Genomic DNA, 22,097 nt, shown 5'->3' with positions numbered 1-22,097 from the left:
AGTTTGCGCCCCAACTAAGTCCAGTGTAGCCTGCGCGTCATGGCGATTTCGGTCGAAACCTTTTTTCTTTCCCCCGACAATCAGGGCACACTTCAGGCCCAGATTCAGCAGATGATTGCGGAAGGCATTCTTTCGGGACGTTTCCGCAAAGGCGAAAAACTGCCCTCAAGCCGCCGCCTTGCCAGCCACCTCGGCGTCAGCCGCATCACCGTTACGTTGGCCTATACCGAACTCCTCGCAAACGACTACCTGACGTCGCGCGGGCGGTCGGGATATTTCGTGTCAAACAACGCGCCCGTTCCGCCCAGCTTTACACCGCCCCAGAAGGGCGAAGAAACGGTCGACTGGACCCGCGCCATCGGGCGCCGCTTCACCGGCGGCAACATGATGAACAAGCCCCATGACTGGGCCAGTTATCGATATCCGTTTGTCTATGGCCAGACCGACCCATCTCTCTTTGATCATTCGAACTGGCGCCTCTGCGCTCTGCAGGCGTTGGGTCAAAAGGATTTTTCGGCCCTCACCGCCGATTATTACGATCAGGACGACCCCCGCCTTGTCGAATTTATCGCCCGCAACACCCTGCCCCGGCGTGGTATCATCGCCCGCCCCGAGGAAATCCTGATCACGCTTGGCGCACAGAATGCGCTTTGGATTGCGGCCCAGATCCTCCTGACCCAACGCCGAGTCGCCGCGATCGAAGACCCCTGCTACTACGCCCTTCGGGAAATTCTTGAACAATCCCGTTGCCACGTCACCCCCGTCCCCGTGGATCGCGACGGGCTGCGCCCGGATGCGATTCCCGACGAGTCCGACGTCATTTTCACAACCCCCAGCCACCAATGCCCGACCACCGCCACCATGCCCATGGCCCGCCGCCACGCTCTTTTGGAACGCGCACGCGACATAGACGCGCTGATCGTCGAAGACGACTATGAATTCGAAATGTCCTTTCTCGACGCCCCTTCTCCGGCGCTCAAATCGCTGGATACCGACGGACGGGTGATCTATGTCGGCAGCTTCTCGAAATCCCTTTTCCCCGGTTTGCGCCTTGGTTATCTCGTCGGGTCGGAAAGCTTTATCCGTGAGGCCCGCGCCCTTCGGGCAAGCGTCCTGCGCCACCCCCCCGGACATATCCAGCGCACGGCAGCCTATTTTCTGTCACTCGGCCACTACGACGCCCTGATCCGCCGCATTCGCGAAGCGCTCAAACAACGCCGCGCCGTGATGCAAACCGCAATCGACGCCCATGGTCTCCGAGTATCGGGCAAAGGCGTGTTCGGCGGGTCGTCCTTCTGGATGCAGGCACCCGATGGATCCAACACCGACGACATCGCTACGCAGCTGCGGGCACAAAGCGTCCTGATAGAACCTGGCCATCATTTCTTTCATGGCCCCGACCAGCCAACCAATTTCTATCGCCTTGGCTACTCTTCGATCCCTGCAACGCGCATCCCGGACGGCGTGGCGCGGATCGCAGAAGCATTTCGCTCTTAGGGATTGGCCTTAACCGGATCTGGAAACTGGCCCTATCTGACGCGGGGTCCCACCCGTAATTTCACTGCAAAACGCCCGTGGGCGCAACAGGAGTGATTCACATGAAAATGACCACCGAAGAGGCGTTTGTAAAAACGCTCCAAATGCACGGAATCGAACATGCCTTCGGCATTATCGGATCGGCCTTCATGCCGATTTCCGACATTTTCCCCAAGGCCGGCATCACCTTCTGGGACTGCGCGCACGAAGGCTCAGGCGGCATGATGGCCGATGGCTACACCCGTGCCAGCGGCAAGATGTCGATGATGATCGCGCAGAATGGCCCCGGCATCACCAACTTCGTGACCGCCGTGAAAACCGCCTATTGGAACCACACGCCGTTATTGCTGGTCACACCGCAGGCCGCCAACAAGACCATGGGCCAAGGCGGCTTCCAGGAAATGGAGCAGATGCGCGCCTTTGCCGATTGCGTCTGCTATCAGGAAGAGGTCCGTGACCCCTCGCGCATGGCCGAAGTCCTGAACCGCGTGATCTTGCAGGCCAAGCGCAACTCGGCCCCTGCCCAAATCAACGTGCCGCGTGATTATTTCACTCAGGTGGTCGACATCAACATGCCCGCCATCGTTGACTTTGAACGCCCCTCCGGCGGCGAAGACGCGCTGGATCAGGCCGCAGCGCTTCTGTCCAATGCCAAGTTCCCCGTGATACTCAACGGCGCGGGCGTGGTGATCGGCGGCGCGATCCCCGCCTCCATGGCTTTGGCCGAGCGGCTTTCGGCACCGGTCTGCTGTGGGTATCAGCACAACGACGCCTTCCCTGGTTCCCACCCGCTTCACGCTGGACCGCTAGGCTATAACGGCTCGAAGGCCGCGATGGAGCTGATCTCCAAGGCCGACGTGGTGCTGGCCCTTGGTACCCGCCTCAATCCGTTCTCGACCCTGCCCGGCTATGGCATCGACTATTGGCCAACCAACGCGAAACTGATCCAGGTCGACATCAATCCCGACCGCATCGGGCTTACCAAACCCGTGACCGTCGGCATCGTCGGCGATGCGAAACAGGTCGCGACTTCCATTCTGGAAAAACTGTCTGACGGCGCGGGCGACGACGGACGCAAAGCGCGTGAAGACCTCATTTCGACCACCAAGTCGGCATGGGCCCAGCAGCTCAGCTCGATGGACCACGAAGACGACGATCCCGGCACCACATGGAATGAACGTGCCCGCGCTTCGAAACCCGACTGGATGAGCCCCCGCATGGCATGGCGCGCCATTCAATCGGCGCTTCCGCGCGAAGCGATCATTTCTTCCGACATTGGCAACAACTGCGCCATTGGCAACGCCTACCCGTCCTTTGAACAGGGGCGCAAATACCTCGCCCCCGGCCTCTTTGGCCCCTGCGGCTATGGCTTGCCGTCCGTCGTCGGTGCCAAGATCGGTTGCCCCGACACGCCGGTTGTCGGCTTCTCGGGCGACGGTGCTTTTGGCATCGCCGTGACCGAACTCACGGCCATCGGGCGCGAAGAGTGGCCGGCGATCACCCAGATCGTGTTCCGCAACTACCAGTGGGGCGCGGAAAAGCGCAACTCGACCCTGTGGTATGACGACAACTTCGTCGGCACCGAACTCGACACACAGGTGTCCTACGCAGGCATAGCCAAGGCCTGTGGGCTCAAAGGCGTGGTGGCGCGGACCATGGATGAACTCACTGCCGCGCTGGCGCAAGCCATCGAAGATCAGAAAAACGGCATCACGACGCTGATCGAAGCTTTGATCAACCAGGAACTCGGGGAGCCTTTCCGCCGCGACGCGATGAAGAAACCTGTCGAGGTGGCCGGGATCGACCCGGCGGACATGCGCCCCCAACAGGTAGGCTGACGTGGAATCAAGTCGGGGGGCAGAATTCTCGATAGAATTTCGGCAAGAATTTTCCAGGATTCTTGCCCCTCGTCGCTACCCTAGCGCCAATGTCACCACGGTGGCGTCCACGATATCGTCAACGCGCACGCCACGGCTCAGATCGCAGACCGGGTGGCGAAACCCCTGCAGGATAGGCCCCAAAGCCTGTGCCCCGGCCAGTTCCTGCGCCAGCTTGTACGCAATATTGCCAGCATCCAGCGATGGAAAAACCAATACGTTGGCCCGTCCGTCTCCCATGCCCTTTTTCTCGGCCACACGCGGGTTGAGCGCGGCGTCTCCCTGCACCGGGCCGACAAAGCCAGACAGCTCGGCGGCCTCGCGCACACGATCCACACTTTCTCCTACGCCGGAACGATCCGTGGAAAACGACAAAAGCGCCACACGAGCGTCTCCCAGAAGGGCCTTACCGCTGCGCTGCGAAGCGCGTGCAATCGCGGCCAACCCCTCCGCATCCGGCGCGACATTCAATCCGCAATCCGCAAAGATCAGCTCGCGCCCATCCGGGAACCGCATGAGAAAAAACGACGACGGCAGGCCGACACCCTCTTCGAGGCCGATCCCAATCGACGCTGCCTCGATCACGGCTTTTGTCGGCGACACTGCCCCGGCAACCATCGCATCCGCTTCGCCCTTTGCCACCATCGCTGCCGCCCGGTACAGCGGCCGGGTCAGCATGCGCCGGGCGATCCCTTCTTTCATGCCTCGCGCCTGGACCAGCGTTTCAACATATGGCTCCACTGCGTCAGCCAGCGGCACAACCTCGCAAAGCCTGTCCCCTTTCAACCGTGCTGCGGCATGGACAATGCGGTCGTCCTCCATCTCAGGCATCACCACCCGGGACACGCGGTTTCTCACCCGCTCCCTCGCCGCTTCCAGTGCTGACATGTCCACCCCCTCTTTCGATGTCAGGAGACAATGATGACCGACACAGTCAAAATCAACCGCGGACTGAAGGGCATCTATTTCGAACGCTCCGGGGTGAGTCACATAGACGGTACCAAGGGAGAGCTTTCCTATCGGGGATACTCGATTCACGATCTTGCAACCCAGGCCACTTTCGAAGAAGTCTGCTTTCTCCTGATCCACGGCGACCTGCCCAACACCGACGAACTCGCCACCTTTGACGCCGCGCTCAAAGCTGCACGCACCCTTCCCGAACCGATTTTCGAAATCATCCGCGCCACGGCTGACGGACATCCGATGAATGTCCTGCGTACCGCCGTCTCTGCCCTCGCCGCACTCGAACCCGACAGCCGGAACACAGGCGAAGACGCATTCATCGCCAACGGCATCCGCCTGACAAGCCAGGTGCCCATGATCATCGCCGCGCACGAAAACATCCGCAACGGGCGCGCGCCCGTGCCTGCGGACCCAACCCTCAGCCACGCCGCCAATTGGCTCTGGATGCTCAAGGGCGAGAAGCCTTCGGATGACGCAGCCCGCCTTGCCGATGTGGATTTCATCCTTCATGCAGAACACGGCGCCAATGCGTCGACCTTCGCCGCCCGCGTCACCATCGGCACCGAAGCCAACCTGCACGGCGCCATCGTCACGGCCCTCTCGACGCTTGCAGGCCCGGCGCATGGCGGCGCCGCCGAAGACGTTATGAAAATGGTGCACGAGATCGGCACACCGGACAAGGCCGCCGACTACGTCAAAGCCAAGCGCAAAGCGCGCGAGGCCGTCACCGGCTTCGGTCACCGCGTCTATCGCGCCGAAGATCCCCGCGCCCGTCACATGCGCGACGGTGTGCAAAAACTCGGCGAAGAGATGGGCGCGCCCGAGTGGTATGAAATCCTGCAAGCCGTGGTTGAGGCGATGAAGCCCTATGCCCGACATGGCCTGAACGTGAACGTGGATTTCTATTCGGGCGTCATCTACCAGCTCCACGGCATTCCAATGGACCTGTATGTCCCGATCTTTGCCATTGGCCGGATGCCGGGCTGGATCGTGCAATGCATCGAACAGCAACGCAGCAACATCTTGATCCGCCCGCTGACGCTCTATAACGGCCCCGAGATGCGCAGCTTTGTCCCGATTTCCGACCGTTAGGCGGAAAAACTTCTGGCAATCCCTCCCCATTACGCCACTCTGTTCCAAACAACCCCGAGGCCCCCATGTCCGCCCCACAGCACCGCATCGACACATCCCCCAAGGTCTCTGACGAAATCCGCCAGACCACCTGCTACATGTGTGCCTGCCGCTGCGGGATCAACGTGCACATGAAGGATGGAAAAGTCGCCTATATCGAGGGCAACCGCGACCATCCCGTCAACAAGGGCGTGCTCTGCGCCAAGGGATCGGCGGGCATCATGCAGCACAACGCCCCTTCACGCCTTCGCAAACCGCTCCTGCGCACCGGGCCGCGCGGGTCCGGCGAGTTCCGCGAAATCTCGTGGGAAGAGGCAATGAACACCGCCGTCGGCTGGCTGACCGAAATCCACGAAACCGCCCCGCACAAGCTGGCCTTCTTCACGGGCCGCGACCAGAGCCAAAGCTTCACGTCTTTCTGGGCACAGCATTTCGGTACTCCGAATTATGCGGCGCATGGTGGCTTCTGCTCGGTCAACATGGCCGCTGCGGGCATCTACACGATGGGCGGCGCCTTTTGGGAGTTTGGTCAGCCCGACTGGGATCGCACCAAGCTCTTCATGCTGTTTGGCGTCGCGGAAGACCACGACTCCAACCCGATCAAGATGGGGTTGGGCAAGCTCAAGGAACGGGGCGCCCGTGTCATTGGCGTCAACCCAATCCGCACAGGTTATAACGCGGTGGCCGACGACTGGGTCGGCATCACCCCCGGCACTGATGGTCTGTTTATCCTCGCGCTGGTCCATGAACTGATGCGCGCGGGCAAGATCGACCTGCATTATCTCGCCCAATACACAAACGCACCTGTTTTGGTGGATGGCGAAACCGGCCTCTTGCTGCGCGACGAAGACGGCAAACAACTGGTCATCGACCGCATCACCAAAAAACCAACACCCTTCGATCAGAAAGGCGTGCGCCCCGACCTCTCGGCCACCTACCGCCACGCGGGCGTCACCCACCGCACCGTCATGGCCCACATGGCAGACCGCTACCTCTCACCGGACTACAGCCCCGACGCGGTCGCCGACCGCTGCGGCGTTCCCGCCGACCGTATCCGCGCCATCGCCGCAGACCTTGCGCGCGTCGCCTTTGACGAAGCCTTCGAACTGGACCTCGAATGGACCGATTTCCGGGGCGAGAGCCACAAGACCATGACGGGCCGCCCGGTCAGCTTCCACGCCATGCGCGGCATCTCGGCCCATTCCAACGGGTTTCAGACCTGCCGCGCCCTGCACGTGCTGCAAATCCTGCTAGGCAGTGTCGAAGTGCCCGGCGGCTTCCGCTTCAAACCGCCCTACCCCAAACCGGTCGAAGCCCACCCAACGCCCCATGGCCAGGGCCGCCCCGGCCGCCCGCTGGCAGGTCCACATCTTGGCTTCCCGCGCGGTCCCGAAGATCTGCAGCTTGACGAAAAGGGCAAACCCACCCGCATCGACAAGGCGTTCTCATGGGAAAACCCAATGTCCGTGCACGGGTTGATGCACATGGTCATCTCAAACGCTCATGCCCAGGATCCCTACCCGATCGATACGCTGTTCATGTACATGGCCAACATGGCGTGGAACTCGACCATGAACACTTCGGGCGTGATTGAGATGCTGACCGACCGCAACGACGATGGCGGTTATCGCATCCCGCGTATCATCTATTCGGATGCCTACAGTTCCGAGATGGTCGCCTATGCCGACCTGATCCTGCCCGACACAACCTATCTTGAACGCCACGATTGCATCTCGTTGCTGGACCGCCCGATCTGCGAGGCCGACGCCGCCGCCGACGCGATCCGCTGGCCGGTGGTGGAACCCGACCGAGACGTGCGCGGCTTCCAATCCGTGCTGATCGAACTGGGCGCCCGCATCGGCTTGCCCGGTTTTCTGAACGAAGACGGCAGCCCGAAATGGAAGGACTACGCCGACTACATCGTCACCCACGAACGCCGCCCCGGAATCGGCCCCCTCGCAGGCTGGCGGGGCGAGGATGGTGATCAGGCCGGGCGCGGGTCCGTCAACCCGGACCAGCTTGACCGCTACATCGAAAACGGCGGCTTCTTCGTTGAACACATCCCCGACAACGCCCAATACATGAAACCGTGGAACATGGACTATCAGGACTGGGCGGTCAAAATCGGCCTCTTCGACGCGCCCCAGCCCTTCCTGTTCCAGCTCTACGTCGAACCCATGCGCAAATTCCAACGCGCCGCCGAAGGCCATGGCGACCAACAGCCGCCAGACCACCTGCGCGACCGCCTGAAACAGGTCATGGACCCTCTCCCGATCTGGTACGAACCGTTCGAGCAAACCCTCGTCGACACCGACCAGTTCGCGATCCACGCTCTGACCCAACGCCCGATGGCCATGTATCACAGCTGGGGCACTCAAAACGCATGGCTGCGCCAACTGCATGGCAAGAACCCGCTCTACCTGCCCACCAAGCTCTGGCAGCAACACGGGTTCAAGGAAGGCGACTGGGCCCGCGTGACCTCGGCTCATGGCGAAATCACGGTCCCCGTCGCCCATCAGGCGGCGCTGAATGAAAACACCATCTGGACATGGAACGCCATCGGCAAGCGCAAGGGTACATGGGCGCTCTCCGAAGACGCCCCCGAAGCCCGCGAAGGCTTCCTGCTCAACCACCTGATCCACGAGCTTCTGCCCGCCAAGGGCGACGGGCTACGCTGGGCCAACTCCGATCCCATCACCGGACAGGCCGCATGGTTCGACCTGCGCGTCCGCATCGAAAAGGTCGCCGCCCCAGCCGAGGCCCAACCTGCTTTCGATCCAATCAAGTCGCCTGTGCCCACCGGACCAACAACACTCAAATGGAAGGTCGGCGCATGACGCAACCCACCTCTTCATTTTGCCAAAAATACTCCGGGGGAGTCGCCCAAGGCGACGGGGGCAGCGCCCCCATCCCCGCCAATACCGACGCAATACCGACGTTATACCGACGCAATACCGAACCGCAAAAATGACCGATCTTCCTGCCCAAACCACCCGCAAACTCGGCCTTGTGATCGACCTTGATACTTGCGTCGGCTGCCACGCCTGCGTGATCTCCTGCAAAGGCTGGAACACGGAAAACTATGGTGCGCCCCTCTCGGATCAACGCCCCTATGGCGACGAACCCATGGGTACGTTCCTGAACCGTATCCACAGCTACGAAGTGCAGCCCGACACCGGCCCGGCACAAACCATCCACTTCCCAAAGTCTTGTTTACATTGCGAAAATGCCCCATGCGTCACGGTCTGCCCCACCGGGGCCAGCTACAAGCGCAGCGAGGACGGCATCGTGCTCGTCAACGAGGATCACTGCATCGGCTGTGGCCTCTGTGCATGGGCCTGCCCTTATGGCGCGCGCGAACTGGATCAGGCAGAGGGCGTGATGAAGAAATGCACACTCTGCGTGGATCGCATCTACAATGAAAACCTGCCCGAAGAAGACCGAGAGCCCGCCTGCGTACGAACCTGCCCCGCAGGCGCCCGCCACTTTGGCGACTTTGCCGATCCAAATAGCGCCGTGTCGCAACTCGTTGAAAAAAGGGGTGGAATCGACCTGATGCCAGAGCTTGGAACGGCCCCTGTCAACAAGTATCTGCCGCCCCGTGCAAAGGACCGTTGGGACGATGAGAGCTTGCTCGCTCCGCTCCTCACCCCGGTTGCAAAAGAGCCCTCCGGCTTCCTGAGCTGGCTCGACAAGGCCCTTGATAAACTGCCCGGAGGGTCCGCCTGATGCATCCCGCCCCGTCCGTTATCATTTTCACAACCCTTTCCGGGTTAGGCTTTGGTCTGCTCTTCTGGCTGGGTCTTGATTCAACGCCACCGACCGGCATGGTGGCTTTCGCGTTTTTTGTCATCGCCTATGCGCTTTCGGTGGGCGGGCTACTGGCTTCGACCTTTCACTTGGGCCGCCCCGAACGCGCTTGGCGCGCGCTCAGCCAGTGGCGCACAAGCTGGCTCAGCCGCGAAGGCATCTGTGCGGTCGCCGCCCTGCTTGTCATGGCCGTCTACGCCGCTGCTCTCGTCTTTGCGGGGGTGCACCTCGCCCCCTTGGGTTGGATCGGCGCCTTGCTTTCGCTTGGAACCGTCTTCACGACCTCGATGATTTACACCCAACTTGCCACGATCCCCCGGTGGAACTCGCCACTGACCCCCGCCCTGTTCCTGAGCCTCTCTCTGGCTGGCGGCGCGCTTTTGTCAGGACGGGTCACGCTGGGACTGTCACTTCTGCTCCTGGCGGGCCTCGTGCAACTGGCGTGGTGGATGCGCGGCGACCGCGCCTTTGCGCAAAGCGGCACAGATCTTGGAACCGCCACAGGCTTGGGCGATCGCGGCACGGTGCGCTCGCTTGCCCCGCCTCACACGTCACCAAACTACCTGATGCGCGAATTCATCTTCGTGATTGGCCGCAAACACGCCCAGAAGCTGCGCATCATCGGCTTTGTGCTGATGATCGTCCTGCCGGTTCTCCTGCTGGCCCTGTCCTTCAGCCATTGGCTCGCCGCACTCGCTGTGCTCTGTCACATCGCAGGCGTCGCCGTCTGCCGCTGGCTGTTCTTCGCCGAAGCCGAACACACCGTCGGCCTCTACTACGGGATGCGATAAAAAAACGGGCCGCGAGGCCCGTTTTCCTTCTTTCCAATCAGTTGCGTGGCTTGCTGCGCCAAGTATCCAACCAGCGCGAAACGCGCCCCCTCTTTTCGGCAAGGCTATCACCCGCGGCCTCAAGGCTGTCACCCATATCCTCCAGAACCGGATCAATTCGCGCCGCACGGAACCGGCGCCAGCGCACCCAGACCGCCCATACGATTGCGAAAAATATGGTCAGGATAATGATGTTGAGCCATGGAATGATCCGCACATCCGGGCTTTCGACGGGCTTCACCCCAACCGCATTCGGATAGATCGACAGGAACTCGTTGCGCCAGCCATAATGCTTGATCGCCACCCAGCGCGGGTTGTCGCTCGTGGATTTCAAATCCGCCGCTTCCGCCTGAAGGTTAGAGGTGTCAAACTTGAAATAGGGCGGCCACCCGGCCGAGGTATCCTCGTTGCGATAAACCATCACCTTGCCATTCGGGCGCTTGGTCTGAATGAAAAACACATCCCGGTTTGCACCGCCTGTCGCATTGCTCGCATCCGGCTGCGCCCAGAAAATCGAGTTCTCTCCGAAATCAATCCGCTTTTCATAGGTATCCGTGATCCGGGCAATATCGTGCTGCGGCAGCGTATAGTGAAAGAACGCCGCCACCAGCAGCCAGAACAGCCCCCAGAAACCCCATTTGACATAGACCATCCCAGTGGTCCTCCTTAGTGGAAATTCATGAAATAGATCAGCGCCGTTACCAGCGTCATGGGGATGATATAAACCCCCCAGATCAATTTACGACGCAAGGACCCGTCATAATCCTGCAATCCCTCTTCGATAAACGCGTCCCGCTCGGGCGTTTCTTCGCGATCACCGGTGCCATGGGTCGTATCCCATTCGGCTTCCAGCTTGCCCCGCCGCACGCTGCGCGAATACAGCGACAGGCAGATATAGACCACCGTGAGAACGACAAATCCAACCGCCATCAATCTCAGCAATGCAAACATGGCCTACCTCCTCACCGCGCCCCAGGGACCGACGCGCGCAATAAGATCATCGCGCGCGGCCGAGACCGGTTCTTCCATCGGCGCATCATGCCCGAAAAGAGCGGCGCGCGCACCGGCCTTGTCCACCTGATACTCCCGATCCAGAAAATCGGCCACATAAGACTTCTTGGTCTCACTCCACGTCGCATAGGCCCCATAGAACGACTCCTTGTGACAGATGAACAGCTGCCGCACATCCTTGGGCGCAAGCTCTGCGAGCAGCATATTGACCAGATCCTTGTCCGGCGTATCCGCAGCGCGCAGGCTGTAGAAATAGGCCGGATGGTCGCTGTTGATCTTGGGCCATGGCCCGTCGCTTTCTGCCCAGTTCACCAACGCCCGAAGCCCGTGGTATTCGGGCGGTAGCTGCTCTGCGTGGTTTCGCGCCAGCGCGCGAATATCCCGCCGCGTCGCCCCGGTCAGGTCCACCCCAGCCTCCTGCGCCGCGTCAACAACGATAAAGTCCATTTTCTGCCGCAGTATGGCGCTCGCATCAATGCCGCGCGCCTTAACGATGGGTTCAACCAACGCGTTGTATTCGAAAAACTTCGCGATCTGGTTCCGGTCCCGGAAATCAAACATATACTTAATCGGCAACTTGCCCAGCGCGTCCTTGTCCCCGCGCGCAATCACCGCCGGATGTGCGAGGCCGCGAAAGACGTAAAGCCCGCCAAAATGTGCGGTCCAGAAATTGTCCTGCTGGAACACCATATGCTTGAGCCGCACCGGATTGCGCGTCACATCGCCCGTGCGTTTGGCCAAGGTGATCATGTCCGCGATCAGCACATCGTCAAACCAAGCATCCTCTTCGCCCTTGAACCGATCCACCATCCCGGCCAGCTCGTCCGCATCGCGCAGCGTGCCTTGGGTCGTGTCCGCCTCGATCTCGACCTTGCGAATATCGAAGAGGCGCTTTGGATCCGAGACGGAAAACACCGAGTTCACCAACTCCCCTGCCACCGCATCCCGCGCGGTAAGGGCAAAAAGCTGTGGCTCGTTCTCGGTGATAAACTGCTTGAGAATACCCCGGCTGGTCGAGAACTTGGCATTCAAGAGCGGCGCAGATTTCTGCTCGGTCGTGAGCAGGATGAACTGCCGATTGACCCCGTTGTGGTTGAGATAAAGGTGATCCCCCAACTCATCCCCGATCTCCGGGGAATAACCTGAGATATCGATATGGAAATCCGTAAGGCCCGTGACCTTCCCCGTCAGATGCTTCAGCGCACGGTTGTAACGCTCGACCAAAACAGGCGAGGCCACCTCGATCAGGTTGCCAAACATGAGGCCGCGTTTAATCAGTCGGTGCATATGTACCTCCACCAGACCGGGTGTTTCTAACCGCGATCATCCCGCACCGGAAATGGCCCGGGGCCTCTGCGTTATTTTGGCGAGATCCCGGAAAAAGCTTGGGACACAAGACACTCAACCTCACCCCTTCCCCTCCAAATACCGCCGCTTCGCCTCTTCCTGACGCCCGAAGTCCCGCACCATCGCCTCAATCGCCACCTCGTCCGACTTGTCGGCATAGCGGAACTCTGAATCGGCATATCGGTTGATCTCCTGAATCACCATCTCCACCGTGATCGGCACCCGCAGCGCGGAAATCATGTCCTTCTTGCGCTCATAGGGCTGGAACAGGAACAATTCCGGGTCTTCCATCCATTCGTCAGGCAGTTCGAAATCCATCGCCCGCACTTTGACCGCATCGGTGATGTTCTTGATCGCACGGCCCGTAAACCGCTCATCCGCCTGCTGGATCGCCTTCAGGTAGGTGCCCAGCTTGGCAATCGTGTCCAGTTCGCCGATCTGGTCATGCACCCGGTCGAACACGTTCAACAGTCCCTCTTCATGCGGGCGTGAATGGCTTTCAAACGACGCGGCCACCGCCTTCTGGATCGCCTGCGCCTCGAACAGTTCATGATCCCCAAGCGGGATGTCGTGGTTTTTGCCCATCAACAACGCAAGGATGTCGATGTAATCCTCCCGCGTCTGCGGCCCGTCCACAAGGAACCGCGCCCCGGCCCTTTGACGCAACGCATCGTCCACGTTCTCAGGGTAGTTCGAGAACATGCCAAAGGTGCAACTCCCCCGCACCACCGTATTGGCGCCGGCAAAGCTCTCCATCAGCACCGCTGTGATCTCCAGCTGCCCTGCCGATGACTGCCGGTCACCGCGCTTACCCGCCAGCTGGTCGATGTCATCAATCGTACCAAAACCGATCACCATCGGATCGATGATATTGTTGATGAACGCCTTGGCATTCTGCCCCGACTTGCCCTGATAGCTGTCGATATTGTCGGTGCTGAGGTTCTGATAGCGGAACGGATAGCCTGCCACCTGACAATACTCGTTGATCAGCCCGGCCATCATCTGGATCAGCGTCGTCTTCCCCGTGCCCGGCTTGCCATCCCCCATGAAGGTAAAGATGAACCCGCCCAGCTCGGCAAATGGGTTCAGCTTTCGGTCGAAATCATAGGCCATCAGCATCTTGGAAAGCCGCATCGCCTGATACTTGGCGATATGGTTGCCCACCACCTCGTTGGGCTTCTTGAATGTCATGGTCAGGGTCGACCCCTTGGCCGCCCTCGCCGGCGAAAAGCCGTTGATCGTCAGGTCGTCCGCCTCGACCCGCCAGCTGGCATTGGCAAACGCAGCAAGCCGTCCCGCAGTCTGCGCCCGCAGCGCCACCTTTTCCATCAACTGTTCCGCAAAGGCGCAAATGCAGGGAACAAGACGTACTTCTTCGCTCACCAACGCGGCAATGTCCTGATCTAACTCCCACAACGCGCCATGAAGGGCCAGTTGCGCGTTGTCGGTCAAAACTTCCTGCACCTCGCCAACCTCAATCGAAACCTCCCCGACATGGGGCGCGAGCAAGAACGCTGTAGCGTTGGCAAACACGTGCAAAACGGCCAACGCCTCGGCGGTAAGCAACTCGGAAAACTCCACCTTGCGATCCGCCCCAAGGGATCCCGCCAGATTGTCCCGCTTTAGATCACCAAGTCCGGACGCTTCTGAAAACGTCTCGCCGATCGCCAACGCAATCGCCACGGCGCGGCGCAGATCATGCAGGGCGTTGGCCTGAAGGGGCGAAATCAGCGGATCGTCCCCATCGACGGATTCCACCCGCTCCACCAAATGAACCCCTTCCGGGCGCGCGGTCGAACGTGTCACCAATCCCGGCGTGGTGCTTCGAAACCGGCGCCGTGTCCCTAGTCCGGCAGAGCGCTCCGGCGTTGGTGCATTCTTCCCTTTGGCAATGCGGGGCGTGTGGTCAAACCCGTCAAGCAAAGCTACCGCAGCATCGTAATGCTTGCGAACGTCCTCTTCGCGCAGCTCCATCTGGTCGGCTGTCAAGCTCATCTCTCAAACCCCACTCTTCATTTTGCCAAAAATACTCAAGCCGCAGGCATGGCCCGCCCGCGGGCCATTCAATAGCTCAACACCCGCCCCTGCGGGCTCACCACGTATTTGCGCACGGAAGCAAACCCGGGTGGTGACAACTCCTCCAACGCCTGAAATGGGCGTTGCGGCAGGATGATCGCGCGCTCCATGCGGGTCGCCCCGGTGTCCACACCCCGCCCCGAAAACGGATCAAGTGCAAACACCTCGCGCTCCACGGTCGAAAACCAGCCGGCGCGCTCTTCCTTGACACGCTCCGACAACAGTTCTTCCACAGTCCACGCCAGCGCCCAGTCATCCCCCTCCGGCGCGCGCGCCTGTTCCAGGACATCCCGGATCGGCCCGGTCTGGCGCGTGTAGGCCGACGAATACATCGGCCCAACATGATAGCGCCGCAGTCTTTTGGGGTGCAGATCGTCAAAGCTCTCGTCAAACCCCTTGGCGATGGTCACAAGCTTTAAACCGCCCAGCGATTGCGCCATCAGATGCGCTTGCACTTCGGGCCACCGCCGTTCGTCCTTGGGCAGTGCAGTGCGCCCGCTATCCTCGATTTCCAAAAGATAGATCGTCGGTAGGTTCACCTGGCTATCATAGACCGCCCAATGCACAAGGAACCGGCGCCGGTCCTCAAGGTTTTCGACCCACTCGACCTGCGGATGGTTCTGCGCCCAGAACAGTTCTCCCTTAAGCAATTCCTCATAGTAGAGCCTCTGAGACATTGCGAACTGCAGCTTGGTCGGTATCTCGCGCTCGCCAATGATCACTCGCAGCATCTGATCTTTGAGGTCTTCGCTTGATGGCATGTTGCGGAGATGGGTTTGCGCCTGCTGCGCATCATTGGCCATCACCAGCAACTCATTGAACACCGGGAAGCCGCTTTCAACCGCATCCATCGAAAGAGAGCCAAAGAACTTGCCGGTGTCCCGCCCAACCAGCAGATACTTCATGCTCAAAGCACGAAACGTATAGCTGATCGCGGTCAGGTATCGCGTGATCACGGCCACATCGAGATCACTCAGCTCCCCCTCGGCAGCCCGCGCGGCGGCCACCTGAGTGAGGTGCTGGGTAATCCGCTCGAACTTCTGGAAATACCTGCGCGACGCATGGGTATCCATCAGCGCCTTGTGATCGGCAGAAGACTCCGTTTGGGTCATGAGGACAGGTTTCCGTCAGGCGCCATAAAGGTTCTTATCGTGCTTCTCGACAATCTTCTGGAACCGGCGTGCAAAGCGCTCATCCGCTTTGGCTTTGGCTTCCAGAACATCGCGCGCATAAACCATATGCTCTTCGTGGGCCTCCATCATGTCGGCCATGCGCTGGTTCGTCGCCGTGCCAATGGCGGCCATCGATGCCTGCGCCTCCTTGTCGGTCTCTACGCCGATCTCGTTGATCCGGTGCGCCACGTCCTGCTGCTGAGCCGTTTTCAGCGACTTGGTCAGCGCATCATACAGAACCACGCGCTGCTTGGTGTCCGTCTGCAACTTGTTGATCAGCACCATCTGCGTCGCAGCCTGGTTCTGCAGCGAGTCGATCCAGGTTTTGCCCTTCTCTATGTAGCGTTCCAGAGTCTGCGACTTGGCCAGCTTGACCTGCTCGTCTTGCACCAGCTCATTGTACTTGTTGTTCAACGCCGCCAGTTCGCTTTCCAACTGGGTGCGCGCAGCAGCGTCCTGTTCAACCGCAATCTTGTTCTCAAGCTCAATGATCTTGGGGTCCATGGCCACGATCTCGGCCTTGACCTGCTCCAACGCCCCGACTGTCGCTTCCCGCTCGTCCAGCGTTTCTGTCAGGTTTGTTTCGACCTTGGTTTTTTGCTCGTTCAGAACACCCAACTGGTTTTCAAGAAGGGATGTAATCACGTCCGACTTGGCGATCAGGTCCTGCAGCTTGTCGTCGATGTTGGCCGTCCGAATCCGGTCCTGGCGCATCGATTCCGATTTGGCGCGGCTGAAAATGCCTACAAAACTTTCCCAGCCAGTTTTGTCGCGCATCTCGTCGAAGTCCTTGGAAAACGCCGAAGTCACATCGTCCAGCCCCATGATCAGCTCGGCGATATTGGCGTTCATGACCTCGGTATGAGCATGAACGTCGTCGAGCGTGGCATTTTCAATGTCGATCGCAATGTCATCGCCAGATTTCATCTTGGCCCTTGCGGTTTCGATCCGGCTGGTCAATTCGGCAATTTTCGCCTGCGCTGCAGCGACCTGTTCCTGAGATTCGCGGACCTGGGCATCAAAATCAGCCATAAAACACTCCCTATATATCAATTGGTTGGGTCAGATATGGGGAATGTTACGGTTTTTTACATCCTCCCTCCCTGCGATTTGCGTTGAGTGTTGCAAATGCGCAGGACAAAAGAAAGTACAGGAAAACCGACATCTTGGACGCATGGTTAGACACCGCCACCTTGTGTCTGTGCCGCTTGTCCCCAAAACTCAGCGCGATAAGCTCCCGCTCGGACAAAAGAAAGGCACTCCCATGCAAGCTGGACCGCGCAACCTCATCACCGATGTCGAGGGGCTCAGAGTTGGCAATGCCCAAAATGACAAGATCAAGACCGGAAGCACAGTTCTTTTGGCTGATGCGCCGTTCACCTGCGGGGTGAGTGTCATGGGCGGCGCACCGGGAACCCGGGAAACCGATCTGTTGGCTCCTGACAAGACCGTTCAGCAAGTTGACGCGCTTGTGCTGTCGGGGGGGTCGGCCTTTGGGCTTGATGCTGCATCTGGCGTCGTGGACACACTGCGCGCCCAAGGGCGTGGTTTTGCTGCGGGACCACAGGTTGTGCCGATTGTCCCGGGAGCGATCCTGTTCGATCTTCTGAATGGGGGCGACAAGGACTGGCCAGAAAACCCCTATCGCGCGCTTGGCGTTTCGGCACTTGAAAACGCGGGTGAGCAGTTTGACCTTGGGACAGTGGGCGCCGGAACCGGGGCAACTCTTGCCTCTCATAAAGGGGGCCTCGGCTCGGCTTCAATGGTTTTGCCTTCCGGTCACACTGTCGGCGCTTTGGTTGCTGTCAACGCCCTTGGCGATGCATCACCGGATGGCACCCGCTTCTGGGCAGCGCCTTGGGAACTCGGAGCTGAGTTCGGCGGCCACGGTTGCATTTCCAAAGCGCCGGATGCCTTGCCAAACACAAAACTCGGCGCCCACAACACAACTATAGCAATCGTCGCCACCGACGCGGTTCTAACGCAAGCACAGTGTACTCGCATGGCTACCGCTGCCCACGACGGCATGGCCCGCGCCTTGGTGCCCGCACATACTCCAATGGACGGCGACCTGATTTTTGCGCTGTCGACGGATGTCAAACCGCTCGACGATCCAATTGCCGATAGTCTCTGGCTCGGGCATGCCGCCGCAACCTGCCTCGCGCGCGCGATTGCACGGGGCGTCTATCATGCTACGCCTCAGGAAGGAGACACCTTGCCTTGTTTCCATAGGCTCTAGTTCGGGAACAGCATTCGGCAAAAGGCGCTGTTGGGATTCTCCAACACGTCGATCACGTCAAAGTGGTGTTTTTCGCCTGCAACAAAACGATCACACCCCCATGCTTCGGACAACCAGCGCGCCTGGTCCAGAAACGCGGGGCGTTCCCGCGCGCCCACCCAGACCGTTACCGGGACATCCGCGTGTGGCTTTAGCAAGGACGGGCTTTCCGCAATGCATTCGGCATCGTCAAGTTTGAGATCGGCATTCATCGAGGTCTGCATCAGCGGGCGCAAATCCGCTAAGGGCGAAATGGGCACGACATGCTGCAAGCGCTCTGCGACAGTGTCGGCCAAGACGCCGGGACAGGCCATGCGCGCCACCAAATGCCCGCCCGCGGAATGTCCCGCTAGAACGATTGGACCGTCCACCTCGCCTGCGGCCACGTCAATCGCCCGCGCGACTTGCTGTGTGATTTCCGAAATCCGTGCCTGCGGCGCCAAACTATACGAGGGCATGGCTACTGCCCAACCACGGTCGACGGCGCCTCTGGCAAGGTGCGTCCAGTAGCTGCGATCAAACCGCAGCCAGTAACCGCCATGCACAAATACGAACAGGCCTAACGGTACTCCAGACGGCAAAACCAGGTCAAATTTGTGCCGCGTGCCAGCGCCATACGGCAACGCTTCGCGCGCGTCGGTTTCCGCTCGAAAGGCTTTGGCCTTCTTTTCCCACATGGACGGGAACGCGTCCGCGTTCGCGATGTAGGCCGCGTTCGCATAGTCGTCGTCAAGATTCATTGACCGATTATCCTTGGCATGTTGTCTATTTACGTTATCAGTCTTGACTGGACAAATTTGATCAAAAATGATCTGCCAAGACCAAAGCTCACTTCGGGAGGTCAGAATGCTTGATACCGTGACTAATCTCAAATCCCTTCTTAACGATCCCAGCCTGCTGGAAACGCGCGCCTATATCGGTGGCAAATGGGTTGATGGAGAGGGAGGCGCAACCTTCGATGTCACCAACCCGGCGCGCGGGGACGTTGTTGCGCAAGTTGCCGACGTCAGCCGCGCACAGGTCGCAGGCGCGATTGCGCAGGCCGAAACCGCTCAGAAGGACTGGGCCAAGTGGACTGGCAAAGAGCGGGCGGCTGTCCTGCGCAAATGGTTCGACCTGATGATGGAAAACCAGCAGGACCTTGGCATCATCCTGACCGCTGAAATGGGCAAGCCGCTGGCCGAGGCCGTCGGTGAGATTGCCTATGGCGCGTCGTTCATCGAGTTTTTTGCCGAAGAGGCCAAACGTATCTATGGCGAAACCATTCCCGGCCATCAGCGTGACAAGCGCATTACGGTGATCAAGCAGCCTATTGGTGTGGCAGCGTCAATCACGCCATGGAACTTCCCCAATGCCATGATCACCCGCAAGGCGGGACCCGCCCTTGCAGCCGGCTGCTCCTTTGTGGCGCGGCCTGCAGCCGAGACGCCTCTCTCGGCAATCGTGCTCGGCGTTCTGGCCGAACGCGCGGGCATTCCCGCTGGCGTTCTGAATATCGTTCCATCGTCGCGCTCAAGCGAGATCGGCAAGGAGTTCTGCGAGAACGACGCCGTGCGCAAGCTGACTTTCACCGGGTCCACCGAGGTCGGTCGCATTCTGCTGCGTCAGGCGGCAGACAGCGTGATGAAGTGCTCGATGGAGCTGGGCGGCAACGCACCTTTCATCGTGTTTGACGACGCCGATCTGGACGCGGCTGTCGAAGGCGCAATCCTGTGCAAGTTCCGCAACAACGGTCAGACATGCGTCTGTGCCAACCGCATCTATGTGCAGGCCGGGGTCTATGACGCCTTTGCCGAAAAGCTCAAGGCGCGCGTCGCCGCGATGAAAGTCGGCGACGGGCTTGATGAAGGCACGATCTTTGGGCCACTCATTAATGCCGAGGCGGTTGTGAAGGTGCAGGAGCATATCGCTGATGCTACGGCGAAAGGCGCGGAAGTCATCCTTGGCGGCAACCCCTCGGAACTGGGCGGAACATTCTTCCAGCCTACGATCGTCACCGGCGCAACCACTGATATGGCCTTTGCCACGGACGAGACCTTCGGGCCGCTGGCACCGCTCTTCAAGTTCGAGGACGAAGACGAGGTCATCGCAATGGCGAATGACACGATCTTCGGGCTGGCCTCGTACTTCTACGCCAAGGATCTCAGCCGCGTTTACAAGGTGGCCGAGGCGTTGGAATACGGCATCGTCGGCGTGAACACAGGCATCATCTCAACCGAGGTCGCTCCATTTGGCGGCGTTAAGCAATCGGGGCTCGGCCGCGAAGGCAGCCATCATGGCATCGAAGACTACCTGGAAATGAAGTACATCTGCATGTCTGTCTAATCCGGCAACATCACGGCCACGCGGGACACCAGCTCCTGCGTGGCCTGCTGCCAAGCCGCATCCACTTCGGGTGTGAACTCTTCGGCCAGAACATCACGCAACGCCCGCACAACCGCATCGCCCGCAAGCAAAAACTGATCTTTCGTAACACCAAAACGGCCATGCACCAGTACAAGCCGTTTTGCGACTTCGGCCAACTCGTCCTGACGATTGAGAAGGCGCACGGTCATCACCAACATCGTCGCAAACATCTCCTTTTGCTGCTGCATGTCGTTTTGGAACATGCCGCGCGCAGATGGCATCGAAGCGAACAAATGCTCGTAAAAGGCATTGGCGATTTCGGCCTTCTGCAGAAACACCTTCTGAAAACTTTTTTGAACAATGGTGATTTGTTCCGGGGGCATCGCATTCCAAATTCGCAGTCACAATAGATGCACCCTAGGACAAGAACGTTAACATCCCCCTGACGGCCCGGTTTCCTAGCCACGACGGCGAGAGATAACCAGGTACAAAGTCAATCCGGCAGCTGACAAAATACCCGCCCAAAACAGTGTTTCCTGAAAGCCGATCAGGTCGGCCAGCACCCCCAGAGCCCAAGCCCCGATTGCCGAGCCACCCGCGACAACAACCGCCCAAAGGCTCATGACCCTGCCGCGCATGTCGTCCTCCAGTTCCATCTGGATGGCCGTCTGCATTGAAATTGCAGACAAAGTGGTGACAAAAGCGATTGCAGCAGCGACCGTCAGTGCAAGCATCCAACCCGGAGCCGCGCCCAGAGCCGAAACCATCAACAATCCGACAACTATTGCGCTGATCGTGATGTTTGGAATACGACCCGGCGCTTGCGGCGGCAATGCCGCTTTAAAAAACCCTCCGACAACAGCGCCCATCCCCGTCGCCGTCAACAAAACTCCGAGACCCTCTGGACCTCTCTGGAACACACCATCCGCCAGCGGAGGCAGAATCTCCAGCGCTCCACGCGCAATCGTGGCCAGCGCACCACCAATCACCATGGCGCGCCAGATCACTGGCGTGCGCCACACATGGGCAAGGCCCTGTCGCAGCGCTTCGAAAAAAGAACCGGGGTCAGTTGCCGTGTCCCGGCGTGGACGAACCTCAAGCCGCAGCAGCGCGACAAGAAAAGGAAGAAACAGAAGCGCCTGAACCAGAAGCGTGGCGGCTACGCCAATTGTTCCGATCATGACCCCGCCGATAGCTGGCCCCAAAGTCCGCGCGACGTTGAAATTGATCGCGACAATGGCAACTACGGACCCGACCAGCTCTCGCCGCACGAGACGCGGGGCCAAGGACATACGCATCGGGTGATTGGCCGCCAGCGCAATGCCAGAGATCAACGTCAGCGCGATCATCGTCACCGGGGCCAGCCATCCAACGGCAAAGAAAATATAGAAAGCAAACATCACGCCGAAGTTCACCAACTGGATCAGGAACGTCGCGCGCTTGACATCGACGCGGTCGACCCAGACTCCGAAGAGCGGGGACAGGACAATGGCCGGGGCGAATTGCACGAAGGCGATGAGACCTACAAAGCTTGACGATCCGGTCAAATCCCACGCGATCCACCCCACCGTCACACGCTGCATCCAGATGGCAAGCAGGCCAAAGATGCTGCCCGATACGTAGGTGCGGAAATTCGCGGACTTGAGGGCGGCGAGGTTCACGACAGTCATTGCCTTGTTCAGGAAATACAGTCGGAGATTGGCGGATCACGGGCAAGACA

At 59.7% G+C, this 22,097-nt stretch carries 18 protein-coding genes; 8 read left to right on the top strand and 10 right to left on the bottom strand.

The genetic code is table 11. The features are described from left to right. The first annotated feature begins 39 nt into the window (after positions 1-39). Entirely contained in the window at positions 40-1,497 is a 1,458-nt protein-coding gene (gene pdxR / locus BMZ35_RS09860) for a MocR-like pyridoxine biosynthesis transcription factor PdxR (protein WP_093093490.1), read from the top strand. Between the two features lie 101 nt (positions 1,498-1,598). Further along, complete coding sequence (xsc, locus tag BMZ35_RS09855; protein WP_093093488.1) at positions 1,599-3,374, top strand: sulfoacetaldehyde acetyltransferase; 1,776 nt, start codon at positions 1,599-1,601, stop codon at positions 3,372-3,374. Between the two features lie 75 nt (positions 3,375-3,449). Here xsc and BMZ35_RS09850 read toward each other — a convergent pair whose 3' ends face one another. Continuing rightward, positions 3,450-4,301 (bottom strand): phosphate acyltransferase, encoded by an 852-nt coding sequence (locus BMZ35_RS09850; RefSeq protein WP_093093487.1) that lies wholly within the window; start codon positions 4,299-4,301, stop codon positions 3,450-3,452. 33 nt (positions 4,302-4,334) lie between these two features. On the opposite strand from BMZ35_RS09850, the gene BMZ35_RS09845 reads away from it, so the two are divergent. From BMZ35_RS09845 to BMZ35_RS09830, 4 genes are all read left to right on the top strand, one after another. Continuing rightward, positions 4,335-5,468 (top strand): citrate/2-methylcitrate synthase, encoded by a 1,134-nt coding sequence (locus tag BMZ35_RS09845; protein WP_093093885.1) that lies wholly within the window; start codon positions 4,335-4,337, stop codon positions 5,466-5,468. Between the two features lie 65 nt (positions 5,469-5,533). Then, the gene (locus BMZ35_RS09840) at positions 5,534-8,344 is read left to right on the top strand and encodes a molybdopterin oxidoreductase family protein (protein ID WP_093093485.1); all 2,811 of its coding nucleotides are present in this window, start codon (positions 5,534-5,536) and stop codon (positions 8,342-8,344) included. Positions 8,345-8,474: 130 nt separating this feature from the next. Beyond that, the gene (locus BMZ35_RS09835; RefSeq protein ID WP_093093483.1) at positions 8,475-9,236 is read left to right on the top strand and encodes a 4Fe-4S dicluster domain-containing protein; all 762 of its coding nucleotides are present in this window, start codon (positions 8,475-8,477) and stop codon (positions 9,234-9,236) included. Next, positions 9,236-10,108: a dimethyl sulfoxide reductase anchor subunit family protein gene (locus tag BMZ35_RS09830; RefSeq protein WP_093093481.1), complete on the top strand. Its 873-nt coding sequence runs from the start codon at positions 9,236-9,238 to the stop codon at positions 10,106-10,108. The genes BMZ35_RS09835 and BMZ35_RS09830 overlap by 1 nt, the downstream gene beginning before the upstream one ends. Before the next feature lie 37 nt (positions 10,109-10,145). On the opposite strand, the gene BMZ35_RS09825 is transcribed toward BMZ35_RS09830, so the two are convergent. The 6 genes from BMZ35_RS09825 to BMZ35_RS09800 all read right to left on the bottom strand — a co-directional run bounded on the left by BMZ35_RS09825 (position 10,146) and on the right by BMZ35_RS09800 (position 16,785). Next, complete coding sequence (locus tag BMZ35_RS09825; RefSeq protein ID WP_093093479.1) at positions 10,146-10,799, bottom strand: DUF1523 family protein; 654 nt, start codon at positions 10,797-10,799, stop codon at positions 10,146-10,148. A gap of 14 nt (positions 10,800-10,813) precedes the next feature. Beyond that, entirely contained in the window at positions 10,814-11,098 is a 285-nt protein-coding gene (locus tag BMZ35_RS09820; RefSeq protein WP_093093477.1) for a hypothetical protein, read from the bottom strand. 3 nt (positions 11,099-11,101) lie between these two features. Beyond that, positions 11,102-12,445 carry a DUF6638 family protein gene (locus tag BMZ35_RS09815; RefSeq protein WP_093093475.1) on the bottom strand — a complete coding sequence of 448 codons (1,344 nt, stop codon included), beginning with the start codon at positions 12,443-12,445 and terminating at the stop codon, positions 11,102-11,104. Between the two features lie 120 nt (positions 12,446-12,565). Then, a complete protein-coding gene (locus BMZ35_RS09810) occupies positions 12,566-14,500 on the bottom strand; it encodes an AAA family ATPase (protein WP_093093473.1) in 1,935 nt (644 codons plus the stop codon). A gap of 68 nt (positions 14,501-14,568) precedes the next feature. After that, positions 14,569-15,693 carry a hypothetical protein gene (locus tag BMZ35_RS09805; protein ID WP_093093471.1) on the bottom strand — a complete coding sequence of 375 codons (1,125 nt, stop codon included), beginning with the start codon at positions 15,691-15,693 and terminating at the stop codon, positions 14,569-14,571. Positions 15,694-15,708: 15 nt separating this feature from the next. After that, a complete protein-coding gene (locus BMZ35_RS09800; protein ID WP_093093469.1) occupies positions 15,709-16,785 on the bottom strand; it encodes a coiled-coil domain-containing protein in 1,077 nt (358 codons plus the stop codon). Positions 16,786-17,017: 232 nt separating this feature from the next. Here BMZ35_RS09800 and BMZ35_RS09795 point away from each other — a divergent pair, with 232 nt between their 5' ends. Next, positions 17,018-17,992 carry a P1 family peptidase gene (locus tag BMZ35_RS09795; RefSeq protein ID WP_093093467.1) on the top strand — a complete coding sequence of 325 codons (975 nt, stop codon included), beginning with the start codon at positions 17,018-17,020 and terminating at the stop codon, positions 17,990-17,992. Here BMZ35_RS09795 and BMZ35_RS09790 read toward each other — a convergent pair. Then, entirely contained in the window at positions 17,989-18,771 is a 783-nt protein-coding gene (locus BMZ35_RS09790; protein ID WP_093093465.1) for an alpha/beta hydrolase, read from the bottom strand. The genes BMZ35_RS09795 and BMZ35_RS09790 overlap by 4 nt on opposite strands. Positions 18,772-18,877: 106 nt before the next feature. Here BMZ35_RS09790 and BMZ35_RS09785 point away from each other — a divergent pair, with 106 nt between their 5' ends. After that, complete coding sequence (locus tag BMZ35_RS09785) at positions 18,878-20,356, top strand: NAD-dependent succinate-semialdehyde dehydrogenase (protein WP_093093463.1); 1,479 nt, start codon at positions 18,878-18,880, stop codon at positions 20,354-20,356. On the opposite strand, the gene BMZ35_RS09780 is transcribed toward BMZ35_RS09785, so the two are convergent. After that, positions 20,353-20,715 carry a globin domain-containing protein gene (locus tag BMZ35_RS09780; RefSeq protein WP_165610044.1) on the bottom strand — a complete coding sequence of 121 codons (363 nt, stop codon included), beginning with the start codon at positions 20,713-20,715 and terminating at the stop codon, positions 20,353-20,355. The genes BMZ35_RS09785 and BMZ35_RS09780 overlap by 4 nt on opposite strands. Before the next feature lie 120 nt (positions 20,716-20,835). Beyond that, a complete protein-coding gene (locus tag BMZ35_RS09775) occupies positions 20,836-22,047 on the bottom strand; it encodes an MFS transporter (RefSeq protein ID WP_093093460.1) in 1,212 nt (403 codons plus the stop codon). Between the last annotated feature and the right edge of the window lie 50 nt (positions 22,048-22,097).

The organism is Shimia aestuarii, from assembly GCF_900114635.1.
GTDB classification, from domain to species: Bacteria; Pseudomonadota; Alphaproteobacteria; order Rhodobacterales; family Rhodobacteraceae; genus Shimia; species Shimia aestuarii.
The sequence above is the reverse complement of the archived record's forward strand: the minus strand, read 5'-3'. Positions and strand labels throughout refer to the sequence as shown.